Origin of the sequence: Tepidibacter mesophilus, assembly GCF_002724055.1 — a bacterium.
Taxonomy (GTDB): domain Bacteria; phylum Bacillota; class Clostridia; order Peptostreptococcales; family Peptostreptococcaceae; genus Tepidibacter_A; species Tepidibacter_A mesophilus.
In genome coordinates this window covers 84746-108825 of record NZ_BDQY01000001.1, presented here as the reverse complement: position 1 = coordinate 108825, position 24080 = coordinate 84746, and the positions used below count along the sequence as shown (strand labels likewise).

The 24080-nt window shown below is 28.2% G+C and carries 27 protein-coding genes; all 27 read left to right on the top strand.

Features of this window, described 5'->3' with window-relative positions; translation table 11 throughout:
* The first annotated feature begins 6 nt into the window (after positions 1–6).
* The 27 genes from fliI to Tmeso_RS00395 all read left to right on the top strand — a co-directional run bounded on the left by fliI (position 7) and on the right by Tmeso_RS00395 (position 24079).
* Positions 7–1323: a flagellar protein export ATPase FliI gene (fliI, locus tag Tmeso_RS00525; RefSeq protein ID WP_099187224.1), complete on the top strand. Its 1317-nt coding sequence runs from the start codon at positions 7–9 to the stop codon at positions 1321–1323.
* Positions 1324–1334: 11 nt separating this feature from the next.
* Positions 1335–1775, top strand: a complete 441-nt coding sequence (fliJ, locus tag Tmeso_RS00520) for a flagellar export protein FliJ (protein ID WP_187296168.1) — start codon at positions 1335–1337, stop codon at positions 1773–1775.
* Positions 1776–1784: 9 nt separating this feature from the next.
* A complete protein-coding gene (locus Tmeso_RS00515) occupies positions 1785–3026 on the top strand; it encodes a hypothetical protein (RefSeq protein WP_099187222.1) in 1242 nt (413 codons plus the stop codon).
* Between the two features lie 17 nt (positions 3027–3043).
* On the top strand, positions 3044–4468 hold the full coding sequence (locus Tmeso_RS00510) for a flagellar hook-length control protein FliK (protein WP_099187221.1): 1425 nt from the start codon (positions 3044–3046) through the stop codon (positions 4466–4468).
* 12 nt (positions 4469–4480) lie between these two features.
* Positions 4481–5092 carry a flagellar hook assembly protein FlgD gene (locus tag Tmeso_RS16670; protein ID WP_207653812.1) on the top strand — a complete coding sequence of 204 codons (612 nt, stop codon included), beginning with the start codon at positions 4481–4483 and terminating at the stop codon, positions 5090–5092.
* A 64-nt stretch (positions 5093–5156) separates the two neighbouring features.
* Positions 5157–6665 carry a flagellar hook protein FlgE gene (locus Tmeso_RS00500; RefSeq protein WP_099187220.1) on the top strand — a complete coding sequence of 503 codons (1509 nt, stop codon included), beginning with the start codon at positions 5157–5159 and terminating at the stop codon, positions 6663–6665.
* 11 nt (positions 6666–6676) lie between these two features.
* Complete coding sequence (locus tag Tmeso_RS00495) at positions 6677–6883, top strand: flagellar FlbD family protein (RefSeq protein WP_099187219.1); 207 nt, start codon at positions 6677–6679, stop codon at positions 6881–6883.
* Positions 6884–6886: 3 nt separating this feature from the next.
* Entirely contained in the window at positions 6887–7660 is a 774-nt protein-coding gene (locus Tmeso_RS00490) for a flagellar motor protein (RefSeq protein ID WP_099187218.1), read from the top strand.
* Position 7661: 1 nt separating this feature from the next.
* Complete coding sequence (locus Tmeso_RS00485) at positions 7662–8387, top strand: flagellar motor protein MotB (RefSeq protein WP_099187217.1); 726 nt, start codon at positions 7662–7664, stop codon at positions 8385–8387.
* 34 nt (positions 8388–8421) lie between these two features.
* Positions 8422–8838, top strand: coding sequence for a flagellar basal body-associated FliL family protein (locus Tmeso_RS00480; protein ID WP_099187216.1), 417 nt, complete (start codon positions 8422–8424; stop codon positions 8836–8838).
* Between the two features lie 15 nt (positions 8839–8853).
* A complete protein-coding gene (gene fliM / locus Tmeso_RS00475) occupies positions 8854–9858 on the top strand; it encodes a flagellar motor switch protein FliM (RefSeq protein WP_099187215.1) in 1005 nt (334 codons plus the stop codon).
* On the top strand, positions 9851–11005 hold the full coding sequence (gene fliY, locus Tmeso_RS00470) for a flagellar motor switch phosphatase FliY (RefSeq protein WP_099187630.1): 1155 nt from the start codon (positions 9851–9853) through the stop codon (positions 11003–11005). The genes fliM and fliY overlap by 8 nt, the downstream gene beginning before the upstream one ends.
* 46 nt (positions 11006–11051) lie before the next feature.
* Complete coding sequence (locus Tmeso_RS00465) at positions 11052–11414, top strand: response regulator (RefSeq protein ID WP_099187214.1); 363 nt, start codon at positions 11052–11054, stop codon at positions 11412–11414.
* Between the two features lie 26 nt (positions 11415–11440).
* Positions 11441–11701, top strand: coding sequence for a flagellar biosynthetic protein FliO (locus Tmeso_RS00460; RefSeq protein ID WP_145993125.1), 261 nt, complete (start codon positions 11441–11443; stop codon positions 11699–11701).
* On the top strand, positions 11688–12443 hold the full coding sequence (fliP, locus tag Tmeso_RS00455) for a flagellar type III secretion system pore protein FliP (RefSeq protein ID WP_099187212.1): 756 nt from the start codon (positions 11688–11690) through the stop codon (positions 12441–12443). Before Tmeso_RS00460 ends, fliP begins: the two co-directional genes overlap by 14 nt.
* A 15-nt stretch (positions 12444–12458) precedes the next feature.
* Positions 12459–12728, top strand: coding sequence for a flagellar biosynthesis protein FliQ (gene fliQ / locus Tmeso_RS00450; protein ID WP_099187211.1), 270 nt, complete (start codon positions 12459–12461; stop codon positions 12726–12728).
* Between the two features lie 13 nt (positions 12729–12741).
* On the top strand, positions 12742–13527 hold the full coding sequence (gene fliR, locus Tmeso_RS00445; RefSeq protein WP_099187210.1) for a flagellar biosynthetic protein FliR: 786 nt from the start codon (positions 12742–12744) through the stop codon (positions 13525–13527).
* A gap of 5 nt (positions 13528–13532) precedes the next feature.
* Entirely contained in the window at positions 13533–14621 is a 1089-nt protein-coding gene (gene flhB, locus Tmeso_RS00440; protein WP_099187209.1) for a flagellar biosynthesis protein FlhB, read from the top strand.
* A gap of 64 nt (positions 14622–14685) precedes the next feature.
* On the top strand, positions 14686–16677 hold the full coding sequence (gene flhA / locus Tmeso_RS00435) for a flagellar biosynthesis protein FlhA (protein ID WP_242967801.1): 1992 nt from the start codon (positions 14686–14688) through the stop codon (positions 16675–16677).
* Between the two features lies 1 nt (position 16678).
* Positions 16679–17851, top strand: a complete 1173-nt coding sequence (gene flhF / locus Tmeso_RS00430; RefSeq protein ID WP_099187207.1) for a flagellar biosynthesis protein FlhF — start codon at positions 16679–16681, stop codon at positions 17849–17851.
* On the top strand, positions 17835–18722 hold the full coding sequence (locus Tmeso_RS00425) for a MinD/ParA family protein (protein WP_187296167.1): 888 nt from the start codon (positions 17835–17837) through the stop codon (positions 18720–18722). Before flhF ends, Tmeso_RS00425 begins: the two co-directional genes overlap by 17 nt.
* Positions 18723–18730: 8 nt before the next feature.
* A complete protein-coding gene (locus Tmeso_RS00420; protein WP_099187205.1) occupies positions 18731–19378 on the top strand; it encodes a flagellar brake protein in 648 nt (215 codons plus the stop codon).
* Position 19379: 1 nt separating this feature from the next.
* The gene (locus Tmeso_RS00415; protein WP_099187204.1) at positions 19380–20450 is read left to right on the top strand and encodes a protein-glutamate methylesterase/protein-glutamine glutaminase; all 1071 of its coding nucleotides are present in this window, start codon (positions 19380–19382) and stop codon (positions 20448–20450) included.
* Positions 20451–20453: 3 nt separating this feature from the next.
* Complete coding sequence (locus Tmeso_RS00410) at positions 20454–22499, top strand: chemotaxis protein CheA (RefSeq protein ID WP_099187203.1); 2046 nt, start codon at positions 20454–20456, stop codon at positions 22497–22499.
* Positions 22500–22514: 15 nt separating this feature from the next.
* On the top strand, positions 22515–22943 hold the full coding sequence (locus Tmeso_RS00405; protein WP_099187202.1) for a chemotaxis protein CheW: 429 nt from the start codon (positions 22515–22517) through the stop codon (positions 22941–22943).
* Between the two features lie 34 nt (positions 22944–22977).
* Positions 22978–23601, top strand: a complete 624-nt coding sequence (locus tag Tmeso_RS00400) for a chemotaxis protein CheC (RefSeq protein ID WP_099187201.1) — start codon at positions 22978–22980, stop codon at positions 23599–23601.
* Positions 23594–24079, top strand: a complete 486-nt coding sequence (locus Tmeso_RS00395; RefSeq protein WP_099187200.1) for a chemotaxis protein CheD — start codon at positions 23594–23596, stop codon at positions 24077–24079. The genes Tmeso_RS00400 and Tmeso_RS00395 overlap by 8 nt, the downstream gene beginning before the upstream one ends.
* The last annotated feature ends 1 nt before the right edge of the window (position 24080 follow it).

Genomic DNA, 24080 nt, shown 5'->3' with positions numbered 1-24080 from the left:
ATAATAATGAAGTCTATAGATGTATCTAAATATTTTCAAAAACTGGAAGAAATTAATTTAATTCAGTATACTGGTAAAGTATCTCAAGTAGTTGGTCTTACTATAGAGTCAAAAGGACCTGCTGTAAAGCTTGGAGAATTATGTTTTATATATCCTATAAAATCTGAACAACCAATATTAGCTGAAGTTGTAGGGTTTAAATCAGAAACCGTACTATTGATGCCTCTTGGAGAAATGGATGGAATAGGTCCAGGAAGTAAGGTTATAGCGAGTGGCCACGGACTTGAGGTTAAAGTTGGAGAAGAGTTATTAGGAAGAGTTCTAGACGGGTTAGGAAATCCTATAGATGATAAAAACAAATTGAATCTCAAACTTAGTTACCCTGTTATGAATCAACCACCAAACCCTCTAAAAAGAGAAAAAATAGATACACCTCTGCCTTTAGGAGTAAAGGCCTTAGATGGTATATTAACTTGTGGTAAAGGTCAAAGAATAGGGATATTTGCAGGCTCAGGAGTAGGTAAATCAACACTTTTAGGAATGATTGCTAGAAATACAAAGGCAGATATAAATGTAATAGCATTGGTAGGAGAAAGAGGAAGAGAAGTAAGAGAATTTATAGAAAATGATTTACAAGAAGAAGGCTTAAAAAGATCAGTAATAGTAATTGCAACATCAGATCAACCACCTCTAGTTAGAATGAAAGGGGCATTACTTGCAACCTCGATAGCTGAATATTTCAGAGATATGGGCAAAAATGTAATACTTATGATGGACTCTTTGACTCGTTTCTCTATGGCACAAAGAGAAGTAGGTCTTGCCATAGGAGAACCGCCTGTTACAAAAGGATATACACCATCTGTTTTTGCGGTACTACCAAAGCTTTTAGAAAGAGCAGGGAACTCAGATAAAGGATCTATCACAGGTTTGTATACGGTTCTTGTAGATGGAGATGACATGAATGAACCCATAGCTGATGCGGTAAGAGGAATACTTGATGGACACGTAGTATTGTCAAGAAATCTTGCAAATAAAAATCATTATCCTGCTATAGAGGTATTGTCAAGTGCAAGTAGAGTTATGAGTAATATAACAAACAAAGAACATATACAAGTTGCGAATAAACTTAAAGACCTTTTAGCAACATATAGGGATGCAGAAGATTTGATAAATATAGGAGCTTATGCACCAGGTTCTAATCCGAAAATTGATATGGCAATACAGAAAATAGATGAAATTAATTCTTTTTTAAAACAGTGGACACACGATAGATTTGAATATGAAGATGTTATAAAAACGTTATTTAATATATTTAAAGAATAGAGGTGTGTTTGTTGAAGTATAAATTTAGATTTGAGAAAATATTAGAAATAAAACAAAAACTAGAAGAAAATAAGAAAATAGAAATAAATGAAATTAACAATGAGATTGGTAACATTAAACTTCAAATAGAAAAATTAAACGGAATTAAAGAAACTAAAAATCATCAAATTAAAAAAAATATGAATGTAGGCACTAGCATTAATGAGATTAAGCTTATGAATGGATTTATAGATTCAATAAATATTAAAATTAGAAATTTATTTGAAGATTTAAAATTAGCCCAAAATAAATTAGATATAAAGAAAAATGAGTATATACAGGTGACGAGAGAAAAAAAGACGTTTGAAAAAATAAAAGAAAAAGATATTGTTAAATTTAATGAAAAAATTAAAAAAGAAGAGGAAAAGTTTGTAGATCAGATAGTTACATTTAAACATAGCATGAGTAACTAGGAGGTAAATATGGAAGAAAATACAAAAAAAGTGGACAAACCTAAAAAGAAAAAGAAAATACCGTTAATGATAATAGGTGTTTTATTTACAACTTTTACAATTCTTTATTATACGAATAATCAGATAAGTGCAATGACTAATAATATTTTGAAAAAAGCACCTATTATTGGTGAACGTTTTGAACAAATACCATCTCTTAAAGAACAGGAAGATAGAAAGAATAAATTAGCAAGATATTATTTGTCATTAGATGAAGAAAGAGCTATCGATAAACTAATAATTATGGAAAAGGAAGATCAAAAATTATACGAAGATATAATTATGAAAATGAAAAAATACGATTTATCCTCTACTAATGGACTAGTTCAACAAATAAGAGATAAAAAAATTAAAAAAGATATACTTCAAAGAGAAATAGATTCAATAGAAAAGGAACAAGCATTGTATAATGAAGAAATTGCTAAAAATTATACGAAACTGGGTTTGTTAGGAACTATTAATGATTTAGAACAAAATATAATAGATTTAAATTTAGATTTTGAAGAGGTTGCAAAAATCATTGAAAATTTCAAACCCGAATATAGTGCAAAAGTACTATACTATATGGATGACAATATATCGCAGAGCATAAAAGAAAATTTATCTCAAAAATATTATAAAGATATACAAAATCAAACTCAGATACATAAAAAGTATATATATGATATGCAGACTTTATCCGATATATATTCAAATAAAAAAACTGAAGAAGCAAGTATGCAATTACAGAATAGAGATACGTATTCAGAACAAAATTTAGGGGTTATATTTGCTAACATGGATTACTTACAAGCTAGTAAGATACTTTGTGAATTTGAAGATAGTGATTATTTAGACGTTGTTTTAAAAGAAATAAAACTTTTTGAGCAATTAAACGAGAAAGAAGAAAACATTAAAGGTATATCTGACGATATAAATAATACATTGAAGGTATTAGAGGTATATAATAGAGATTTAAAAACACTAAGATTATCTTATGAAAAAATGGACTCAAGAGAATTATCTAATTTAGTAAATGAAATGACGTCAAATAAACCTAAATATAAAGAATATAAAATAGATGAAGAAAAAGCATTCATTATAACTGAAGAAGATCTTATGGTAGAAGTTTTGAAACAATTAAAACCTAAATTATTATCTGACGTTATATCGAATTTAGATGACAAAAAAGCATCAGAAATAAGCAGGAAAATAGGATTACCAAAACAATAAAAAAGGGGGGGAGGCTATTGAATAATTTGATGCCTATAAATTTTAATTTGAAAAAAGACTATATAAAAGAAATAAATAAAAAAGATTATATAAGCGACAAATTAGATTTTAGAAAAAAACTAGATTCTTATTCGAAAAAAAATGATAATAAAGATATAAATATGAAAAATGAAAAAAGAGTTCTAAACAGAGATGTTAAGACAGAAGATAAAGAAGAGATAAGTACTGAAAGTAAAGACGTAAAGAAGCAACAAAAAGATGAAATAAGCAATGAAAGTAAAGATGTTAAGACAGAAGATAAAGAAGAAATAAGCACTGAAAATAAAAATATTAAAACAGAAGATAAAGAGGAAATAAGCACTGAAAATAAAAGTATCGACAAATCTGAAGTACTTGATATTGATAAAAATGAAGATATAGATCTTAATGAAAAAAATGTTAAAGAAGATTTAGAAAATGTAATGTCTATTTTACAGTCTCTTAATATAGAAATTGATAATCAAAAAGAAATAGAAAATATTCAAAAAAATATTAATGAGCTTATTGAAAAAATAGATAATGGGCAAGTAAATATTGAAGATTTTAAAGATCTTCTAATAAAATTAGAAGATGCTGAGTTTATACCAACAGAAGTGAAATCAGAAATATTAAGTAAATTAGAATTAATAATTAACCAAAAGAATGTCAACTCAAAATATATAGAAAGAAATGATACAAATGTAAAAAAAGGTATAACTGTTGATGAAAATACAAAAGAAGAGTATACGAAAATAGAAGACAATAATGCAAAACAAGAAAGTCTACAAAACAAAAATTCAAATCAAATAAATAAAGATTTAAATCAAAATACAAGTTATAATCAAAATGAAGATTTAGATAATATAAATAAAAACTTTTTAATTAAAGATAAACAAGATGAAACTGAAAATGATTTTAATTTCCAAAATTTAAATATAGGTAAGATAACGAATGGAATAAAGGCAAGCACTGGAGTTTCAATTAATAATAAACCTAACAATATAGATTCTTACAATATAATAAACCAAATTGTAAAAAATAGTAAGATAATAACAGATAAAAATAATTCAAGCATACAAATGCAATTAGAACCAGAACATTTGGGAAAATTAACACTTAAGATTGTACTAGAAAGAGGAATTTTAAGTGCTAATTTCATAGCAGAAAATGACGAAGTAAAAACAATTATAGAGGGCAATATGGAAGAACTTAAGAATAATCTTTCTGAACAAGGAATCAATATACAGAGTTTAAGCGTATCTGTAGACAGTCAAGGAGATCTTAATAAACATAAAAATATATTAGAGGCTATGGCTTATAATAAAAAAATAAGTAAAAATATAGATATAGAATTAGAAGATCAATCAGACGAAATACAAAATCCATATCTCTTTGAAGATGATAACTTTAATGGATTAGTATAAGGGGGGAGTATAATGTCGGATATAACAGGTGCTAATATAAAAACTACACCTATAAATGCAACTGAAACTACAACTATAAATAAAAAAAGTGGAAATCTTGGAAAAGATGATTTTCTAAAATTACTGACAACCCAGTTGAAATATCAAGATCCTTTAAAGCCTATGGAAGATAAAGAATTTATATCTCAAATGGCACAGTTCAGTTCACTTGAACAAATGCAAAATTTGAATACATCTTTCCAAGGTGTATTTGAGGGTATAAAATCTTTAAATAATAATTTTGTAACTGCAAATAAAAATGTAGAGCAACAGATAGATGAACTTATAAAAGAGCTAAAACAGTTTAATGGAAATGATTGTGACATAATAAACAGTAAAATAGGTATATTAAAAGATGAAAGTATAAAGGAAATTCCAGCAGATACAACAGCAAAACAATTAATTGATGGATTAATAATAACAGATAAAGCAACAGCAAAAGTATATGACAAGGATGGAAATCCTGTAACAGACAATACAAAGCTAACTTCTGATATGAAACTAGTAATAAAATCAGAAACTGAAGATGGAATAAAAAAGGAAAAAGAATATGATATAGATGTTAAAAATGAAATCTTAGAATAGAAGTATATAAATTTTAATGAAAATATTAGTAATTAATTAATAAGTTCTGGGGAGGTAATTTATTATGATGAGATCAATGTATTCTGCAGTGTCAAGTTTAAAAGCACATCAAACAAAAATGGATGTTATAGGTAATAATATAGCAAATGTAAATACTGTAGGCTTTAAAGGGTCCAGAGTTACATTTAAGGAAACTTTTGCACAAACTATAAAAGGTGCAGGTGGAGCTCAAGATGGACGTGGAGGAACTAATCCTATGCAGATAGGTCTTGGTGCAGATGTAGCATCTATTGATGTACTTCAAAAAAGAGGAGCAGTTGAAAGAACTGATAATACAACAGATCTTATGATAAATGGAGAAGGTTATTTCATGGTATCTGATGATACTAACTTTTTAAATAGATATTATACAAGAGCAGGAAACTTTTCAATAGATGGTGGTGGAAATTTAGTTACTCAAGATGGATACAAGGTACTTGGATATATGGCTGACGATACAGGAAGACTTAAAAGTAGTATAGAAGGCTTAAAAATAGATAAATCAGTAGTATATCCACCTCAAGCTACTAAACCATCTGTTCCTCCTATACCAGGTGAGGAAATAGTTACATTTGGAGGGAATTTAGATTCTAACACTGTCAAATTAGTAGATGATACAGGAACTGCAAAAGGAGATATTATAGGAGAAAAAGGAACTACAAATCCTGCTATATATAGCTTTAATGAAGAAAGATCAAAGGCAGCAGGAAAGCCTATATATACTCAAGAAAATGAAGAGATGAGTAAATCTTTGGGAAGAGAAACTACAATAGAGGTATTTGACGACTTTGGTAATGTACATCAAGTGAAGTTATTATTTACTAAACAATCTGTGGATAGTACTAATGGAGAAAGTACATGGCAAGTAGATGCTATGTATATGAATCCTGATGGTGGGATGATAACAAATGGGAAAACTAATAAGTATGATACTACTACTGGAGAAGCTAACAATGAAACAAATCCTGGAGAAGGGTTCTCTTGTACATCTTTTACTATAAAATTCGATAAAAATGGTAAAGTATTAGATGGTAGTCCTTCAAAAATGACATTTAATATTGGAACTGATTTAACAAAGGGTGCAGATGCTTTAAATGTTGAAATGAATTTGAGTAATTTAACTCAATTTGCAGACAAGTCTAATGCAGGTGCTACGTTTATAAAAGGATATAAGCAAGGAGCTTTAAGTGAATTTGCTGTAGCACCTAATGGAGAAGTTATAGGAGCTTTTGATAATGGGCAAAGAAGAATTCTTGGTAGAGTTGCACTTGCTAATTTTAAAAATCCTGCAGCGCTTCAAAAGTTTCAATCAAATATGTTTTTGGAAACTAGAAACTCAGGAACTGCAAATATAGGAAAGCCGAGCCAAGATGGATTTGCAGAACTTAATCCAGGATCACTTGAAATGTCAAATGTAGATTTAGGACAAGAGTTTACTAATATGATTACTACTCAAAGAGGATTCCAGGCTAATTCAAGGGTTATAACTACTACTGACTCTATGATTGAAGAACTTGTAAATTTAAAGAGATAGAAGGGTAATATATGATAAAAGTAAAGAGACTAAATGAAGAAGAGTTTGTAATAAATTGTGAGTTGATAGAAACGTTAGAAAATACACCAGATACAGTAATAACTTTGGTTAATGGACATAAATATATAGTAAAAGAAGACATAGATACTATAATTCAAAAAGTAAAAACTTTTAAAAAAGATATTATCAAAATAGTAGATAGCAGAAATGGGGTGTAGTACTTGGATTTAGGAACACTCATAGGAATAGTATTAGGGTTTGTTTTAATTATAGGTAGTATTTTACTAAATGGAAGTTTAGGAGCATTTATAGATGTTGCATCTATAATGATAGTTGTAGGAGGAACAATAGCAGCTACTTTAGTTGCTTATCCTCTTCCTAAAGTTAAAGAAATAATGAAACTTACTCAAAAGGTATTTAAAGAGAGACAAAGTAATCCAAACGAAGTTATAGAAAGTATGATTGAACTTGCAAATAAAGCTAGAAAAGAGGGTTTATTAGCTCTTGAAGAATCGTCTTCTGGAATAGATGATGATTTCATAAAAAAAGGAGTTATGTTGGTTGTAGATGGAACTGATCCAGATCTTGTTAGAACATTATTGGAAACGGAACTTGAATTTTTAGAGGAAAGACATAAATCAGGTCAAGGATTATTTGAAACTATGGGAAGCTTAGCTCCTGCATTTGGTATGGTAGGTACACTTATAGGTCTTATAAATATGCTTAAAAAACTAGAAGATCCATCAGCCATTGGACCTGCTATGTCTGTTGCACTTCTTACAACATTTTATGGATCGTTCTTGGCTAACATGATATTTATACCAATAGCTAATAAATTAAAAATTAGAAGTAGAGAAGAGACTCTTGAAAGAGAAATTATAGTTGAAGGACTTTTATCAATACAGGCCGGCGAAAATCCAAGAATAATAGAAGAAAAACTAAAAGCATTCTTACCTCCTTCTATCAGAAGACACCTACAGGAAGGAGAAGCTTAATATGGCAAGAAAGAAGAGGCAAGAAGAAGCAAAACAGGGTGCACCTGAATGGATGGCTACTTATGGTGATATGGTAACTTTATTACTTTGCTTTTTTGTTTTGCTTTTTTCCATGTCATCAGTAGACGTTCAAAAGTTTCAATCTATAGTACAGTCATTCGATGGGGCTTTAGGCTTTTTAGATGGGGGAAAGACTTTATCTAATGAACAGTATATAGATAAAGGTCTTAAAGACGATAAAAGCACAAATCAGCAAAAAGAGATGGAAGACTTTGACAATCTCGAAAGAAAAATTAAAAAATATTTAGATGATAATAACCTAAATGAAGATGTTAAAGTTCTTAATGAAAATTCAGGTATGCTTTTAAGATTTCAAGATAATGTGCTGTTTAGTTCTGGTAGGGCAGTATTAAAACCAAAATCAGAAGTTACTTTAAGATATATATCTGATCTTTTAAATAAAAAAGAATTTAATGATAAACTGATAAGGATAGAAGGACATACCGATAATGACCCTATAAAATATAGTTCAAAATATCCCACGAATTGGGAGCTGTCTGTAGCAAGATCTAGTAATGTGGTTAGGTTTTTAGTTGAAGGAACGGGGATTAATCCAGAACGTATATCGGCATCAGGTTATAGCGAATATCATCCTGTCGTACCAAATACTTCAGATGAGAATAAAGCTAAAAATAGAAGAGTAGACATAGTTATACTAAAAAATTAGAATAAATCAGCCAATAAGATTGGAGGCTCACAAAATGAACACAAAAAAAATTATGATATTTTCAGTCATAGGATTTATAATATCTTTATTAATATTTGGATCTACTTTATATCTTGTGTATTTTAAAGACTCGAATAAATCCAATCAAGATTTGAAAACATTCAATTATGATGCAGGTGAATTTTCTACTAATATGGGAGATTCAAACCACTATTTCAAAGGTAAGATTGTAATAGAATCTACTGATGAAGATGATATAAAAATAATGACAGAAAAGAATATTATAATAAGGGATACTATATTAAAAGTAATAATATCTCAAGATCCTGAAAAAATGACTAGTAATGAAGGTTTAGATAAATTAGAGAAAGAATTAATATCGAATTTATCCGGAAACTTAGATTTAAAATCTATAAAAAATGTATATTTTACAGATTATATAGTTCAATAAAGGCAGGTGGAGTAGTTGTCTGAAATATTATCGCAAAGTGAAATAGATGCTTTGCTGGATGCTTTAAATACTGGAGAAGTAGATGTCGAAGAAATTCAAGATGATACAAAAGAGAAAAAAATAAAAAAATATGATTTCAAGAGCCCTAAAAAACTAGCAAAAGATCAATTGCGTACTCTTCATATAATACATGATAACTATTCCAGGTTGTTAAACACTTTTTTATCTGGATATTTAAGAAGTTATGTTCAAATAGATGTGCTTTCGGTAGAAGAACTATCATACTATGAATTTAGCAACTCAATATCTAACCCAGCTATGTTGTCCATGGTAGATCTAAATCCTTTACCAGGACAAATGTTATATGAAATATCTACAGGACTTTCATTTTGCATTATAGATAGGATATTGGGAGGAAATGGAAATTATCAAGGTGAAATAAGAAGTTTTACAGAAATTGAAATAACCATACTTACTAAGATGCTTAAACAAATTATAAAACTTTTCATTGAGCCGTGGGAAAATGTAATAGAACTTTCTCCTAAAGTTGACAAGATAGAGACAAATTCACAATTTGCACAAATTGTTTCTCCTAATGAAACTGTAGCTTTAGTAACTCTAAAAGCTAAAATCGGAGAGATAGAAGGGCTTATAAATATTTGTATACCACATATTGTTTTAGAACCTATTTTGCCAAAATTGAGTACTAAATTTTGGTTTTCAACTGCTTCTAACAATAAAAAAATAACTCCAGAAGAAAAAGTATTATTAGAAAAAAAAATAAAAAAAGCAGATTTAGATGTAATTGCTGAATTGGCTCAAACAAATATAACCGTGGAAGAATTTTTAAATCTTCAAATAGGTGATATTATAAGTTTAGGAAAAGAAGCTAATGAAAATTTAGATATAAAAATATCAGATAAATTTAAATTTAAAGGTTCTCCAGGTACTAAAAAAAATAAGTATGCTATAAAGGTAACGCAAGTCATTGAAAAGGGTGATGATAATTATGATGAATGATATGCTGTCACAAGAAGAAATCAATGCTCTTTTAAAGGGGAGCTTAGAAGAAGTTTCTTCTGAAGATACAGATAAAGATAAAATTTTATTAAATGATATAGAAAAAGATGCTGTTGGAGAAATTGGAAATATAAGTATGGGAACAGCTGCTACAACTTTATTCACTTTGTTAGGTCACAAGGTAAGCATAACTACTCCAACCGTAGATATTGTTACTTTAAATGAAATAGCTAGCAAATATCCACTACCATTTGTTTCTGTTGAAGTAGGATATAAAGAGGGATTAAATGGAAGTAATTTGCTGGTTTTAAAAGAAGAAGATGTTAAGGTAATCACTTCTCTTATGATGGGTGGAGATGGGGAAACAAATCTTCCTGATGAATTAGATGAAATACATTTAAGTGCTATAAGTGAGGCTATGAATCAGATGATTGGGTCTTCTGCTACTGCATTATCCGATATGATATCAAAAAAAATAGATATAAATCCACCTAGAGTATATAAAGTTAATTTATCTGACGAAGATTATGATTTTAAGTTTATGAAGAATGATGAAAAAATAGTAAGAATTTCATTTAGAATGACTATAGGTAACTTAATTGATAGTAATATAATGCAATTGCTACCTATTGACTTTGCTAAGAGTTTGGTTGATAATATGTTATATGGGGATTCTGACGATTTATCATCAAATGAAGAAATTAATACCAATAATAGCAATAATAATAATAAATCCACTTTTACTGATAATAGTTATATTGAAGAAGTATCTAATGCGTCTCAAAAAAGTACTTATAGCCAAAATAAACAAAATATTGAGTCTCCAGTAAATGTTCAACCAGTAAAATTTGAAAGCTTCGAATCTCCAAATATAAATTCAAATAATATGCCTGAAAATATAGATATAATTAAAGATGTATTATTAAATGTAACTGTAGAACTAGGAAGAACTAGAAAAAGTATAGATGATATATTAGAATTTTCTCCAGGAACAATAATAGAGCTAGATAAGTTGGTAGGAGAACCATTAGATATATTAGTGAATTCTAAAAAAGTCGCAAAAGGAGAAGTTGTAGTTATAGATGAAAATTATGGTATAAGAATAACTGATATTATAAAACCTGAAAAAAGATTAAGATCAATATAATAAATAAAAGTAAAATAGTATAGTAATTTAGAGGAGGAATTTTAAAATGTCAAAAAGTATATTGTTAGTAGACGATGCAGCTTTTATGAGAATGATGATTAAGGATATATTGGTTAAAAATGGTTATGAAGTCGTTGGTGAAGCTGAAAATGGATTAAAAGCAGTTGAAAAGTATAAGGAGTTAAAACCTAATCTTGTAATAATGGATATTACAATGCCCGAAATGGACGGTATACAAGCTGTTAAAGAAATTAAAAAAGTAGATCCATCAGCTAGTGTAATAATGTGTTCTGCTATGGGACAGCAAGGCATGGTAATTGAAGCCATCCAATCGGGAGCTAAAGATTTTATTGTTAAGCCTTTCCAAGCAGATAGAGTATTAGAAGCGGTTAAAAAGGTTTTAGGATAAAAAATATGGATATATTCAACCTAATTATGAAAATGTTAGGATATATATGCATTTTTATAATAATACTTTATTTGGCTCATATTACATCTAAATACTTAGCTAAAAAAAATGAGTTCATTAATAAAAATAAAAGTATTAAAATAAAAGAAAGACTTTTAGTGAATAAAGATAAAGAGTTGGTTTTAATTGTATATAAAAATAGAGAATATTTAATAGGTATTTCTCAAGATAAGTTCATTAAAATAGATACTTTTGAGAATAAGGATGATATAAGTGAAGAAATTTAAAAAGATCTTTTTTGTTGTTATAGTTTTTTTATGTACAACGAGTTTGACATGGGGACAACCGGAGGTACCTAATATTTCATTGGATATAAATGGAACTACAGATCCAAGTAATTTGAGTAATACTGTTGAGATAATATTATTATTTACTGTTCTTTCATTATTGCCTACAATAATAATAATGATGACTTCGTTCACTAGAATAATAATAATTTTATCTTTCTTGAGAAATGCACTAGCAACTCAACAAAATCCACCTACTCAAGTTTTAATTGGACTTGCTTTATTCTTAACGTTTTTTATAATGGCTCCTGTTGGAACTGAAATTTATGACAATGCGTTAAATCCTTATTTTAATCAACAGATAAGTCAAGAAGAAGCTTTTAAAAAGGGTATGGAGCCAGTAAGGAATTTTATGTTTAAGCAAACTAGAGAAAAAGATATGTTGCTTTTTATTGAAATAGCAAAAATAGAAAAAAGTAATGATTTGAAATTGGAGGATGTTCCTAATAGAGTTCTTATTCCAGCTTTTTTAATAAGTGAGCTTAAAACAGGATTTCAAATGGGTTTTGTTCTATTTATACCTTTTATAATTGTAGATATGGTTGTTGCAAGTACATTAATGTCTATGGGTATGATGATGTTACCTCCTGTAATGATATCCCTTCCATTTAAGGTATTACTATTTATACTGGTAGATGGTTGGAATTTAATAGTTAAATCTATTGTATTAGGTTTTAAATAAAAGGGAAGTGAAAAAGTGGATGTAAGTTCTGCTGTTAATTTAGGGCAACAGGCTTTAACTATGATTTTAATGTTATCATCTCCTATATTGATAATAAGTCTTGTAGTTGGTCTATTGGTAAGTATATTTCAAGCTACAACTCAAATACAGGAAGCTACATTGTCGTTTGTACCTAAAATTGTAGTTACATTTTTGGCGTTAGCGTTATTTGGACATTGGATGATAAATACTATGGTTAATTTCACTCAAAATTTATTTTTAAATTTTGACAAGTTTATGAAATAAAAGAGATGATAATATGAATGATATTTTAAATCAAATATTAAATTATATAAATGTGTACATGCTTATATTAGCAAGATGTATAGGTTTATTTATAGCATCACCTATATTCGGAAGGAAGAACCTTCCGAATATTTTTAAATTGGGATTTTCAATGATATTAGCTTATATAGTATTGCCCTTTGTAGATAGTTCTAATTTAGAATACATGCCATTTTTGCAAATATTATTTCTATCAATAAAAGAACTGGGAATAGGTTTGGTTATAGGGTTTATAGCTTTTATTGTTTTTTCTACTTTTTTTCTAGCTGGATCTTTTATCGACACAGATTTAGGATTTAGTATGGCAAATGTAGTAGATCCTCAATATGGATTTCAAGTACCTATTACTGGAAACTTAATTTATATAATATCTACACTAGTATTTTTAATAATTAATGGGCATCACTATTTAATAAAAGCTTTAGTTAATACTTTTTATATACTACCTATTAATAGTAAAATAAACTTTGATTCTAGTATTTTACAGTTTTCAATCGACATATTCAATTATATATTTGTTATGGCTATTAAAATATCAATACCTGTAACTGTAATAATACTGTCCACGAATCTAATATTGGGTATATTAGCTAGAACTATGCCTCAGATGAATGTTTTTGTTGTTGGAATGCCTATAAAAGTGCTATTAGGATTACTGATACTTTCTATTGTATTTCCATATTATGAGCCTATAATGGAGACTGTGTTTAAGGATATGTATAAATTTATATTTAATATTATAAAACTACTTCAAGGATGAGATATATGAGCCATATACGTATGAATTTGCAGCTTTTTTCAGGAGAAAAATCAGAACAAGCTACTCCTAAAAAAAAGCAAGAAGCTAGGAAAAAAGGACAGGTAGTCCAAAGTAAAGAAATAACTTCAGCAATTACATTATTATTCTCTTTATTAAGTTTAAAATACTTGGGTAAATATATAGTATCTAATTTCTATGAATGTTTTTTGTTTTTCAAAGATAACTTTTTTAATACTGAATTTGATAATACTTTGATAGGATATAAACTTTTAATGTATATTTTTTATTTTGCATTGAAAATAGGATTTGTAGTAGTAATTATAACGGCAGTGATATCTATTATAATTAGCAAAGCTCAAGTTGGAAATTTATTCACAACTGAAAATTTAAAATTTAAATTTGACAAATTAAATCCTATAGAAGGTCTTAAAAGGATGTTTTCTATAAAAGCTTTATTTGAATTTACGAAATCTAGTTTTAAAATATTGATTTTAACAGTAATAGCGTACAGTTATATGAAAAAAAATATAGTATACATTCTGAAAAGCATCAATTTAAATAAATTTCAGATTTCGTACAATCTTGTAGATTTAGCTCTTAGTCTGGGTATAAAATTATCACTATATCTTTTGTTATTATCGATATTTGACTATTTGTACCAAGTATATGAACACAATAAGAATTTAAAAATGTCAAAACAAGAAATTAAAGAGGAATATAAGCAGTCTGAAGGAGATCCTCAAATAAAATCAAAAATAAAAGAAAAACAAAGACAAGCTGCTATGAGAAGAATGATGCAAGATGTTCCAAAGGCTGATGTTATAATAACTAATCCTACTCATTTTGCTGTTGCTATAAGATATGATGAGACTCAAAGTGATGCACCATATGTAGTTGCAAAGGGCAAAAATATGGTCGCTCTAAAAATAAAAGAAAAAGCTAGAGAAAATGATGTACCAATAATAGAGAATAAACCGTTGGCAAGGCAGTTGTATTCAACCGTTAATATAGGAGATATAATACCTCACGAGCTATATGAAGCTATAGCAGAAATACTTGCTTATGTATATTCGTTAAAAAATGTGACTAGATAGGGTGGTTAAAGTGAAAAAATCAGGAGATATTATAGTTACCTTAGGTATTATAGGTATAATTTTAATGATAATAATACCTATACCTTTGTTTGCACTTGATATACTTTTAAGTTTAAATATATCTTTATCGTTATTAATACTTTTGATTGCAATATATAATAAAGAAGCTTTGGAATTTTCAGTATTTCCATCCTTACTATTAATTACGACATTGTTTAGATTAGCGCTGAATATAACTAGTACTAGATATATATTAGGTACAGGGAGTGCTGGAAATGTAATAGAAGCATTTGGTAATTTTGTAATGGGTGGAAACGCATTAGTTGGTTTTATAGTATTTATTATAATAGTTATAATTCAATTTATGGTAATAACTAAGGGAGCGGAAAGAGTATCAGAGGTAGGAGCAAGATTTACCCTTGACGCTATGCCAGGAAAACAGATGGCAATAGATGCAGACTTAAATTCAGGTCTTATAGATGAGAGAGATGCTAGAGATAGAAGAAAAAAAATACAAATGGAAGCTGATTTTTATGGGGCTATGGATGGAGCATCTAAGTTTGTAAAAGGAGATGCTATAGCGGGTATAATGATTGCTATCATTAATATATTAGCTGGTTTTGTTATGGGGGTTGTTTTTCAAAACCTTTCAATTCAGGAAGCTATAATAAGATATACATTGTTAACTGTTGGAGATGGACTTGTATCTCAAGTGCCTGCTTTATTAATTTCAACAGCTACAGGTATAGTTGTTACCAGAGCAGCATCTGAATCTAATTTAGGAAAAGATGTTATAAGTCAGCTTTTTAAAGAACCTAAAATAATGTATATAATAGCGGGTGTTTTATTTTCTTTATCATTAACACCACTGCCATTTACTCCATATTTCATTCTATCAATTGTATTTGTGGTTATAGGTATTAATTTGAAAAAATCAAATCAAAATACAGAAGAAGACAATGTTGACTCTCAAAAACAAGGTAATGAAATTAATGATGAAATAGAGGATATAAGAAAACCTGAAAATGTATTGCCTCTTTTACAAGTTGATTCGATTGAACTTGAATTTGGATATGGAATAATACCTCTTGCTGATAAGTCTCAAGGAGGAGATTTGTTTGATAGATTAGTTATGATTAGAAGACAATGTGCTCTTGAAATGGGGATTATTGTTCCTATGATAAGATTAAGAGACAACATACAACTTGAGGCAAATGAATATATTATAAAAATAAAAGGTGTAGAAATAGCTAAAGGTGAAATAATGTTTGATCATTACCTTGCTATGAATTCAGGTGTTGCAGAAGGTGATGTAGTAGGGATTGATACAATAGAACCTGCATTTGGACTGCCTGCTAAATGGATAGATGAAAAAGAAAGAGAAAAGGCAGAAATATTTGGATATACAGTTGTAGATCCTCCATCGATAATATCTACTCATTTAACGGAGGTTATAAAAAAGTACACATATGAATTATTAGGAAGACAAGAAGTTAAAATGCTAATAGATAATCTAAAGGAAACTAATGCGGCTTTAGTAGATGAAGTTATACCAAATTTATTCTCATTGGGAGAAATTCAAAAAGTGTTATCTAACTTATTAAAAGAAGGTGTATCTATAAGAAACTTAGCCACAATCTTAGAAACGCTAGGAGATTATGGTGTTTTGACTAAAGATCCGGATACATTAACAGAATATGTAAGACAGTCTTTATTTAGATCTATTACAAAACAATTCATATCTGATAATCAAGCTAGAGTTATAAACTTAGACAACAACTTAGAACAAGCAATAATGGATTCTATACAGCAGTCGGAGACTGGAAATTATTTAGCTTTAGATCCACACATTTCTCAAAGGGTGGTAGAGAGTTTAAGTAAAGAGGTGGAAAAATTATTGTCAATAGGGGAACAGCCTATAATAGTAACGGCTCCTATTATAAGAATATATTTTAAGCGATTTATAGATCAAATCAGTGATGATATAATAGTTCTTTCGTATAACGAAATAGATCCTAAAGTAAAAATACAATCTGTTGGGACGGTGAGTATATAATATGCAGATAAAGAAGTTTGTTGCAGATAATGCTCAAGAAGCAATAAAGAAAGTAAGAAATGAATTAGGTGATGATGCAGTAATAATACACACTAAAAAAATAAAGGTGAAAAATGTATTTGGGATCTCTAGGAAGGAAAAAGTAGAAGTTTTGGCTGCATTAGAAAAACAAAGTATAGATAATAAAACTTTTGAATATCAACATACAAAACCAGAACCATTAAATAAAAGTACAGAGGAATCAAATAAATTTGGAAAAGACTACAGCATAAGCAATTATAATAGAGAAAAAGATGTAAGTGAAATAAATACTCAAATACAAGAACTAAAAACTATGATGATGAAAATAAATAGTAAAGTAGATATTAACTTAAATAATGATAGTAACAATGGAAATTTAAAAAAAAATTATGATTTATTAGAGAATATAGGATTATCTAAAGAGTTAATTGAAGATATATTAAGTAACATAGATGATAAACACTTTGGAGATGAGGATTTCATAAAACATATAAAAAAGTATTTTATTGAAAAATTTGAAAATCATAATTATGAAAATGCTAATCTTGATGGTAAAATTAACATCTTTGTAGGGACTACAGGTGTTGGCAAGACTACAACTCTAGCAAAACTTGCTTCAAAACAAGTTTTGAAAAATGATAAAAAGGTAGGCTTTTTAACACTTGACACATATAGGATTTCTGCTGTTGATCAATTGAAGATATATGCAGATATATTAAATGCTCCTCTTGAAGTAGCATATGACTTAAATGACGTTTCTTACGCTGTACAGAGATTAAAAAATAAAGACGTAATATTTGTAGACACTGCTGGAAGAAGTCATAAAAATAAAGAACATATGGAGGAATTAAAACAGTTTGTAAATTGTTTTGAAGAAAAAAATATTTTCTTAGTTTTAAGCGCGAATTGGCATATACAAGATATAAAAGAAATTTTAGAAAAATATAGTTTTTTAGACGATTATAAAATTATAATAACAAAAACAGATGAAACATCTAGAACTGGGATTATATTGGATGTATTGTATCATTTCGGAAAGAAAATAAAATATATAACATATGGTCAAAATGTTCCTGACGATATAGAAGAATTCAATATTAAAAAAATAGTGGATGATATTTGGGGAGGGAAAGATTGTGGATCAGGCCTCTAAACTTAGAAGCGCTATTTTAAAAAAAAATAAATACAATTACGTGTCTGAAGGGAACATAGATTCAAATGAAAACCCTAGAGTTATCTGTATATCTAGTGGGAAAGGTGGAGTAGGAAAAACTAATTTTACATTAAATTTGGCATTGTCATTGAGGCAAAAGGGAAATAGAGTTCTAGTAATCGACGCTGATTTAGGGCTTGCTAATATAGAAATTTTATTAGGAATAGATATAAAATATGGTTTTATAGATTTGGTAGAGGATAATGTAAAAATAGAAGATATTATGGTGGAGGGACCTCTAGGAATAAAAATAATTTCTGGTGGGGCAGGAATCAATGAGGTGGCTGACTTACCATTATATAAAATTAACAAAATATTAAATAATATGATTTATTTGAAACAATATGTTGATTTTATATTAATTGATACAGGAGCTGGGATATCAAAGTCAGTAATGTCATTTGTATTGGCAGCCCAAGAAGTTATTGTAGTGACCACTCCAGAACCTACCTCAATAGCTGATGCATATGCATTAATAAAAGTAATCACAAAAAAAACAAATGAAAAAATAATAAATATGGTTATAAATCGAGTTGATAATAAAAAAGAAGCAGATACTACATTTAAAAAAATGGAGATGGTGTCAAAACGATTTTTAAATAAGCCAATAAGCTATCTAGGATATATAAGTGATGATAAAAATGTTAGAAGTTCAGTAAAAAAGCAAGTTCCTTTTATGCTGAATTCACCCAATTGCTTAGCAAGTAAAGATGTAGAAAATATTTGTGATTCATTATTAGGCAATACAGAAAATAAAAACAAATTTAATAATTTTATAAATAGACTGTCTAATTTATTTTTAGGGGGGTAAATATTTTTATGAAATACAAAAATTTTTTTGAAGTAGGAGATAAATTAGAAATTAAAGTTACAGATGGGTATATAGATATCAATAAAAATTTGATAAGTCAATTAATGGAAATAATATCTGAAGATGAATATATAATAGCTATGCCAATATATAAAGGAAAACTAATCAATATACCTAAGGGTAGTAAAGTTAGTATTACTTATAGTATAAAGGATAAAGGAATTTATTGCTTTGATGCTAATGTTATATATAGAAATAATGAAAATATAGCATATATCAAAATAAAGCAAATTGATGAAACTAAAATAAAGCAAAGAAGAAACTACTATAGACTTCCTGTTAGTAATCAAATTTCTGTCTACTATAAAGATAATTTTGTGGCTAATGGATATACAAAAAATTTAAGTGAAGGTGGGCTAAAATTTATATCTGATGTTAAATTAGATTTAAATGAATTAGTAATATGTAAAATGTTTATAGACGATGAAGAGTTAACTATTAAATCACAGGTAAAAAGGTGTAATATATATGAAAAAAATTCTGAACAGTTTGAAATTAGTCTTAAATTCATAGAATTATCTAAAAATATTCGGGATTATATAGTTGCTTATATATTTAAACAGCAAAGAATATTAAGGCAAAAAGGATTGATTTGATATGAATAAAATAAAAGTACTGATAGTAGATGATTCAGCTTTTATAAGAAAACTTCTAAAAGATATTTTATCTTCAGATAGGGAGATAGAGATTATTGATTTTGCAAGAAATGGTAAAGAAGCTATTGAAAAATTAATGAAAAATAAAATTGATGTTATAACACTCGATATAGAAATGCCACTTATGGATGGAATTGATACATTAAAAAAAATCATGCTAAAAAAACCTACTTCCGTTGTAATGCTAAGTAGTCTTACTAAAAATGGAGCAGATTTAACTATAAAGGCATTAGAATTGGGAGCAGTTGATTTTATAACTAAGCCATCTAATATTTTTAAAATAAATGACAGTGATATGAAGGGACTAGTTATAGATAAAGTCAAAATGGCATCTGGTATTAAACCAGATAATAAAAGTTATAGCCACAAAACTGAAACTATTGATACTGTTAAAAATGACTTTAATAAAAACTTGAGTAAAAAAGAAAATAAAGATAATATAATAGCGATAGCAACGTCAACAGGCGGACCTAGAGCTTTACAAAATGTAATATCAAATTTATCTGGCCAGATAAATTCTCCTATAGTTATTGTTCAGCATATGCCAGCAGGATTTACAAAATCACTAGCTAATAGACTCAATAATATGTCCAGCTTATATGTTAAGGAAGCAGAAGATGGAGAATTGTTAAGAAATAATACTGTTTATATAGCACCTGGGAATAGACATATGAAATTTAAAGAAGAAAGAAATAACATAAAAATAATATTAGATGATGGTGAAAAAGTATCTGGACACAAGCCATCTGCAGATGCAATGTTTTATTCGTTGTGTGAAATAAATATAAAAAAGATAATAACTGTAGTAATGACAGGAATGGGAAGTGATGGTTCTAAAGGTTTGCAAAAACTAAAAGAATTAAAAAATAATGTTATATCAATTGCTGAGGATGAATCTACGTGTGTAGTATTTGGAATGCCTAAGAGTATTATAAATTTAGGTTTAGCGGATAAAGTAATTCCACTTGATTATATAGGTAGAGAAATTAATAAATTAATGGGGAGGTTTTAGATTATGTTTGATTTAGAACAATATATAGATATGTTTTTAGATGAATCGAAAGAACATTTGGATAATTTAAATCAAAGATTATTGGATTTAGAAAATGATGCTTCTAATATGGAAATAGTAAATGAGATATTCAGAATAGCCCATACCTTAAAAGGAATGTCTTCTACCATGGGATTTACAAAAATGGCTAATCTCACTCATAAAATGGAAAATGTACTTGATGATATAAGAGGTAATAAACTTAATATAAACACAAACATAGTAGACATATTGTTTGAGGGATTAGATATATTAGAAGAATTCGTAAAAAATATTGAAAATGAAGGTTCTGAATCAGATAAATCTATAGAGAATATATTAAATAGATTAGAACAAGTAGAAAATGAAGAAAGTGCGAAACTGAGTGATTCAAATATCCAGAATGAAGAAATCGAAGATGAAAGAAATTATGTAAATGACATAGCAGCTAAAGCTAGAGAAGATGGATTAAATGCATATGATTTAAAAATAACTTTAGATGAAAGTTGTATGTTGAAATCAGCTAGAGCATTTTTGGTATTTAAATCGGTTGAAGAAGATGGAGAAATAATATACTCAAATCCTTGTGTTGAAGATATAGAAGATGAGATTTTTTCGAATTATTTCAGTATAACAGTTATTACAAATTCTGAAAAACAAGTTCTAATAGATAAAATCAAAAATATATCTGAAATAAGTGATGTTCAAATAACAGAAGTATCAGACGTGAAAATAAATGATTGTATTGAGCAAAATGAAAAAGTTATAAATGATGATATAAATTATAAAGGTGAATCTAAAACTAACAGTATAAAAACCGATAGTGAAATACAAAACAAATCAAATAAATCAAAAAAAGAAAAAACAGGAAAGACAGGAAAGACAGGAAAGACTGTAAGAGTAGATATTGATAGATTAGACAACTTGATGAATTTAGTTAGTGAACTTATAATCGTAAAAACTAGACTGGAAGATATAGATATATCTTCTAAAACTCAAAATATGAATGAAGCAATAGAATATCTGGAAACTATAACAACTAGTCTTCATGATGCTGTGACTAAGGTTAGAATGGTTCCTATTGAAAGAGTTTTTAATAGATTTCCAAGAATGATAAGAGATTTATCAAAAGAATTGAATAAAGAAATTAATTTAATAATGGAGGGTGAAGAAACAGAAGTAGATAGAACTGTAATAGACGAAATTGGAGACCCTCTTATACATCTTTTAAGAAATTGTATAGACCATGGAATAGAGACACCCGAGATTAGAAAAGCTTCAAATAAAAATGAAGTTGGAACAGTTAAATTATCTTCTTATCCAGATGGAAATAATGTTGTTATAGAAGTTCGTGATGATGGAGCAGGAATAAATGTTGAAAAAGTAAAAAGTAAAGCAATAGAAAAAGGTGTAATAACTAAAGAACAATCACTTGTAATGGATGACAAAGATGCTGCAAATTTAATTTTTTCTCCTGGATTTAGCACGGCTGATAAAATATCTGATATATCTGGACGCGGAGTAGGTCTTGATGTAGTTAAAACAAAGATAGAAGCATTAGGAGGGATTGTTGAACTAGAGACTCAAATTAATATGGGGACTAGATTTATAATCAGACTACCATTAACATTGGCAATAATTCAGGCATTATTGGTTATGGTAGGCCATGAAAAATATGCAATACCATTGAATAATATAAAAGAAATAACTAATATAGATAGAAAAGATATAAGAAATGTAGAAGGAAAAGATATTGTTTTATATAGACAAAAAACTCTTCCACTTGTAGATTTAACGAATGTAATAGATGCACAAAAAGAAGGTTTAGAATACTCTGAAGAATCTACTGTTGTAGTTGTAAAAAAAGGAGATAAAGATCTAGGAATAATAGTTGACCAACTTATAGGGCAACAAGAGATAGTAATAAAATCGCTAGGAAAATATTTAAGTGGTATTAATTTTATAGCAGGTGCTACGATTTTAGGAAATGGTAGTGTAGCACTTATAATAGATACAAATTCTCTATTTTAAGGGGGCGTAAAAACGGTGGAAAATACTCAAGAAAGATATGTTATTTTTAAATTAAAGGATGAGTTTTATGGAATTAATATAAATTATGTTCAAACTATAGAAAAAATGATTGAAATAACAAGAGTACCTAAGGCAAACGTATATGTAAAGGGAGTTATAAACTTAAGAGGGGAAATTGTACCAGTAATAGACTTAAGAAAAAGGTTCAATATTGAAAGTTATAATTATGATAAAGATTCTAGAATTATAGTAAATAAGATAGATGATATGTTGGTAGGGTTTATAGTAGACTCTGCAACGGAAGTAAAAGAAATATATAAAGATGATATAGATTATTCTATAGTTGATGAAGGATTTAATGATGGATTTATTAAAGGGATTGGAAAGATAGAAGAGCAAATAATAATATTAATAGATGTAAATAAAGTACTAGATAATGGTTAAAAATTAATACTAGGGCGGAGGAGGAAATCTAAAAATGAATTTTAAATTAGAAAATTTACAAGATTTATATATAGATGTTCTCAAAGAAATAGGTAATATAGGTGCAGGTAATTCGGCTACGTCTCTTTCTAAAATGATTGATTCTAAAATAGATATGGAAGTTCCTTCTATTGAAATATTAGATATAGAAAAAATAGTTGAAATTTTAGGAGGAGAAGAATTAATAGTAGCAGGAGTATACTTAGAGTTTTATGGGGATATAAATGGAACTATACTTCTAATATTGGATAAAAAATCTAGTGATAATTTATTGAGTATGTTGTTTGGAAAACAGTGTGAGAGTGAGTTTTATGACGATATGGAATTGTCAGCATTTCAAGAAATAGGGAATATATTGGCTAGTTCTTATATAAATTCTATATCAGCTTTTTCTAATCTGAATATAAATATATCTGTACCATCTGTAAGTATAGATATGGCAGGTTCTATACTTAGTGTTCCAGCCATAGAATATGGACAAGTTAGCGATAAAATAATTTTAATAGAGAATAGGTTAAAAGAAGGTCAAAATGAAATTGTAGGTAATTTTTTCTTGATGCCCGATATGGATTCTTTCAAGGTCTTATTTAAGAGTCTAGGAGTGTTAAATGATGAATAATCTTATAAAAGTTGGTATGGCAGATTATAAAATAGGAAGCAACTATGATTCTTTAATAACCTTAGGACTAGGGTCTTGTGTAGGAATTGTTTTATATGATAAGTTTAAAAAAATAGGAGGAATGGCACATATAATGCTTCCAAATAGCAAAGATATAAAAAATAATTCAAATAAGGCTAAATTTGCTGATACAGCATTAGCGGAAATGCTAAATGATATGATTAAACTGGGCGCCTCAAAAAATAGAATGATAGCTAAAATAGCAGGTGGAGCACAGATGTTTAATATATCAATAAAAAGCGATACCTTGAATATAGGGAAAAGAAATGTCGAAGCTGTAAAAATTATATTGTCTGAATATAGGATAAATATTATATCTGAAGATGTGTTAGGTAATCATGGTAGGACTATAGAGTTTAATTGTATGAATGGAGAATTATCTATAAAGACTATAGGAAAAGGCAAAAAAATAATATAAG